The 4,205-nt window shown below is 71.8% G+C and carries 5 protein-coding genes; all 5 read right to left on the minus strand.

Features of this window, described 5'->3' with window-relative positions; genetic code table 11:
• On the minus strand, positions 1 to 478 hold a 478-nt coding region (locus VKN16_14750; GenBank protein HME95464.1), incomplete at its 3' end, for a methylmalonyl-CoA mutase family protein.
• 15 nt (positions 479 to 493) lie between these two features.
• Entirely contained in the window at positions 494 to 1,306 is an 813-nt protein-coding gene (locus tag VKN16_14755; protein HME95465.1) for an ABC transporter substrate-binding protein, read from the minus strand.
• A gap of 37 nt (positions 1,307 to 1,343) precedes the next feature.
• Complete coding sequence (locus VKN16_14760; GenBank protein HME95466.1) at positions 1,344 to 1,472, minus strand: hypothetical protein; 129 nt, start codon at positions 1,470 to 1,472, stop codon at positions 1,344 to 1,346.
• 413 nt (positions 1,473 to 1,885) lie between these two features.
• Entirely contained in the window at positions 1,886 to 2,296 is a 411-nt protein-coding gene (locus VKN16_14765; GenBank protein HME95467.1) for a cobalamin B12-binding domain-containing protein, read from the minus strand.
• 68 nt (positions 2,297 to 2,364) lie between these two features.
• Positions 2,365 to 4,205, minus strand: a 1,841-nt coding sequence (locus tag VKN16_14770) for an ATP-binding protein (GenBank protein ID HME95468.1), incomplete at its 5' end; no start/stop codon positions are given.

Consider the following 4,205-nt stretch of genomic DNA (forward strand, 5'->3'; position numbering starts at 1 on the left):
TCCGCTCGAGGTCGATGTCCGCGAAGAGGGCCTCCATGTCGTCGAGCGTGTCGATGGCCACGCCCTCGCGGCCGACCTCGCCGAGCGAGCGCGGGTCGTCGGAGTCGTAGCCCATCAGCGTCGGCATGTCGAAATCGACGCTGAGGCCGGTCTGGCCCTGCTCGATCAGGTAGCGGAAGCGGCCGTTGGTGTCCTCGCCGGTGCCGAAGCCGGCGATCTGGCGCATCGTCCAGTTGCGGCCGCGGTACATCGTCGGGTACGGCCCGCGGGTGTAGGGATAACGGCCGGGCAGCCCGATGTTGTCGGCGGGGGCGTCCGCGATGTCGGCGGCGGTGTACAGGCGCTGCAGGGGCAGCCCGGAGCTCGTCCGGTACGCGGCGCGCGCCTCGGGCTGGCGCTTCAGGAACTCGGCGAGCTCCCTGGCCTCCCACGCGGCCTTCTCGTCAGCCTCGCGCTCGAGTGCTTGCGGATCGAACATGGCGCGCTCCTTCGGTTACTCGATGATGTGGTCTGCCAGGCGCAGCAACGATGGCGGCATCGCGAGGCCCAGGCCCTTCGCGGTTCTCAGGTTGACGATCAGCTCCCAGCGCGTTGGCTGCTCGATGGGGAGTTCGGCCGGCTTCGCGCCCTCGAGGATCCGGTCCACGAACGAGGCGGCGCGCTGCGAGAGTTCCTCCCGGTTCGGCGCATAGGCCATGAGTCCGCCCGCATCCGCGTACTCTCTCCAGGCGTAGACCGCAGGCATCCGGCTCTGCGTGGCGAGAGCGACCACACGATCGCGGTTCGCCAGCAGGACCGGATCGGCGAGCACCAGCAGCGCGCCGGCTCGTGTCTTCACGATCGTGGCGCCCGCACTCTCGATCTGGCCACGGCTCCGCGCCTCCACCACCTGGATCTCGACCCGCAGCGCCCGGGCCGCCTTGCCCAGCTCCTGCAGCTCGTCGGCGGTGCTCCGGTTCGTCGGGTTGGCGAGCGCGACAATACGGGTGAGGCCGGGGACCACCTCTTTGAGGAGGGCCAGCCGCTTCGATGTCAAGTCGGCTACCAGGATGGTCAAGCCGGTGATGTTGCCGCCGGGCCGGGCCAGGCTGGTGACGAATTCGCTCCGCACCGGGTCGTCGCCGCTGAACGCCATCACGATCGGGATGGTGGTCGTCGCGTTCTTGGCCGCCTGGATGGCGGCGGGCCCCACCGCGCAGATGACGTCCACCCGCGCGCGGGCCAGCTGGCCGGCCAGCTCGGGGAGCCGTCCGAACTCTCCATCCCCGAAGCGGTCCTCGTAGAGGATGTCGCGGCCCCGCCTCATGTGGCGAGCCCCCGTCGGCAGAGATCGCGGTCGTCGATCACGCGGCGGCCTTGAGCTCGGTGCGGGGCAGCGTGCCCTCGACGAGGATGCGGAACTCGCCGCCGACGGTAGCGATGGCGCGCAGGGTGTCCTCGATGGCGCTCGGGCAGATGTTCTCGCCGCGCACGATGTCATGTCGTCGAACCGGCCGGACAGCCCCGGGGCAGGCGCGGGTAGGTCCGGCCGCACGGCAGGGCTCGTCGACCCACCGCGCGCGGTCCCCGGACACCAGCCGGATCATGGGCTGCGACGTCCGCTCAAGGCGAGTGTACACGGGCGTGCCCTCGGCGCCGTGCGGCACCGGGCGGAAGGCTCGGGATCGGAGACCCGCGTGTAGACCAGGCCTGCCGGAGATGCATGCCGGTGCGGTGGCGGCCCGCGCCGCTGGTCATCCACGGCACATCTCGGCCGTGCTGCCCATGTCCACGCCCAGGCCGCCGAAGGTGTCTTCGCGTAGCGCGGCGGCCAGCCCGTGAGATCGACGCGGCGCGAGTCGCGCAGCGCGGCCGCCTCGAGCGCGGCCGGTAGATCAGCCATGGATCAGGAGGTCGGCCGGGCGGCGACCAGATCGCGGATGCGGGTCACGATCGTCTCGGGCGGCGTGTCCTGCAGGAGCACCTCGGCCACGCCCATGTCGCGCAGGGCGGGGACGTCCTCGTCCGGGATCACCCCGCCGGCCACGAGCAGGATGTCGGCGGCGCCGGCGTCGCGCATCAGGTCGCGCACCCGCGGGAACAGCGTGAGGTGCGCGCCGGACAGGATGCTGATGCCGAGCACGTCCACGTCCTCCTGCACCGCGGCGGCCACCACCTCCTCGGGCGTGCGGTGCAGCCCGGTGTACACGACCTCCATGCCCGCGTCACGCAGGCAGCGCGCCACGATCTTGGCCCCGCGGTCGTGGCCGTCGAGCCCGACCTTGGCCACCAGCACCCGGATGGGACGCTCGCTCACGGCCGGCTCCGGCCCCTCACCCTGCCCTCTCCCCAGAGGGGAGAGGGGTGGGGAACGCGGCGGGAGCGCTATCGACGAAAGGGGCTGCTGCTCCCGGGCGTGACCGCGGCGCCGGTCGCCGCGCCGTCGAGCACCTCGCGCACCTTGAGCGCGAGCGCGTCCGGGGTGAACGGCTTCGAGAGGAACGCGATGCCCGCGGCCAGCACGCCGTGCCTGACGATGGCGTCATCCGTGTAGCCGGACATATACAGCACTTTCAAGTCCGGGCGCAAGGTGGCCAGGCGCTGGGACAGCTCGCGCCCGCTCATCTGCGGCATCACCACGTCGGTGAGCAGCAGGTGGATGGTGCCCGCGTGGCGGGTGCTCAGCTCGAGCGCCTCGACGCCGTGGCGCGCCTCCAGCACGGTGTAGCCGCTCATCTCGAGGATCTCGCGCACCACCGCGCGCACGCGCTGGGCGTCCTCCACGAGCAGGATCGTCTCGCCGTGCCCCGGCGCGAGCGTCGCGTCGCCGGCCGCGGCCGGCCGCGCCGGCCCGGCGGGCGGCCGCAGATCCGGCGGGATCACCACCGGCGCGGCCACGCGCGGCAGGTAGATCTGGAAGGTCGAGCCGTGGCCGGGCTCGCTCTCCACCGAGATGTGGCCGCCGCTCTGCTGCACCGTGCCGTACACGGTGGAGAGGCCGAGGCCGGTGCCCTTGCCCTGCACCTTCGTGGTGAAGAACGGCTCGAAGAGGTGCAGGCGCGTCTCCTCGTCCATGCCGGCGCCGGTGTCGGTCACCTCGAGCATGACGTAGGCGCCCGGCCGGGCGTCGCTCCACCGCTTCACCGCCGTCTCGTCCAGATCCACGTTGACGGTGCGCACGGTCAGGCGGCCGCCGTCCGGCATCGCGTCCCGCGCGTTCACGCAGAGGTTCAGGATCATCTGCTCCATCTGGCCGGGGTCGGCCTTCACCCCGCCCAGGTCCGGCGCGGTGATCGTGACCAGGTTGATCGTCTCGCCGAGGAGTCGTTGCAGCATCGCGTGGATGCTCGCCACGATCGCGTTGAGATCCACCAGGCGCGGGGCGACGACTTCCTTGCGGCTGAAGGCCAGGAGCTGGCGGGTCAGGGTCGCGGCCTGATCGGCCGCCTCGCGGATGCCCTCCGCATTCTGCCGCAGCGGATGCCCCGAGGCGAGGCGGCGCAGCATGAGGTCGCTGTCGCCCCGGATGATCATGAGCAGGTTGTTGAAGTCGTGCGCGATGCCGCCGGCCAGCTTGCCCACCGCGTCCATCTTCTGGGCCTGGCGCAGCTGCTCCTCGCTCTGGTGCAGCGCCCGCTCCGAGCGCTTCAGCTCGGTGAGGTCTACCGTCAGTCCTCGGAGAGTGGTGGGCTGCCCGTCGCCGTCGCGCACCACGTGGACGATGTCGCGCAGCCACACCTCGCGGCCGTCGGCGGCCACCGAGCGGTACTCGAACTCGTGGTCGCGGCCGCCCGCGATGGCGTCGCGGTAGATCTGCATCACCTGATCGCGATCGTCCGGGTGGATGCGGCCGGCCCAGAAGTCGGGCTCGCGGGTCCAGCGCTCCACCGGGTAGCCGAGCACGGTCTCGGCCCGACGGCTCACGAAGGAGAAGGCCAGGGTCCGCGCGTCGGCCTCCCACACGATGGCGTCGAGCCCCTGGATCAGGTCACGGTAGCGCTGCTCCGATTCCTGGCGGGCCGCCTGCAGCCGCTCCTCCTCGGTGAGGTCCTCGACGATCAGGAGCAGGCGCGGCGGCTCGTCGTCGGCCAGGTGGATGGCGCTCATGGTGATGCGCGCGGGCTTGGTGTCGCGCCGCGCGTACACGTAGAGCTCGTAGAGGCCGGCCTGCTGGGTCGCGCCGGTGGCGAGCACCTCGCGCGCCCCCCGCAGGAGGCGCTCCGCCC

Source organism: Candidatus Methylomirabilota bacterium (assembly GCA_035315345.1).
Taxonomy (GTDB): domain Bacteria; phylum Methylomirabilota; class Methylomirabilia; order Rokubacteriales; family CSP1-6; genus CAMLFJ01.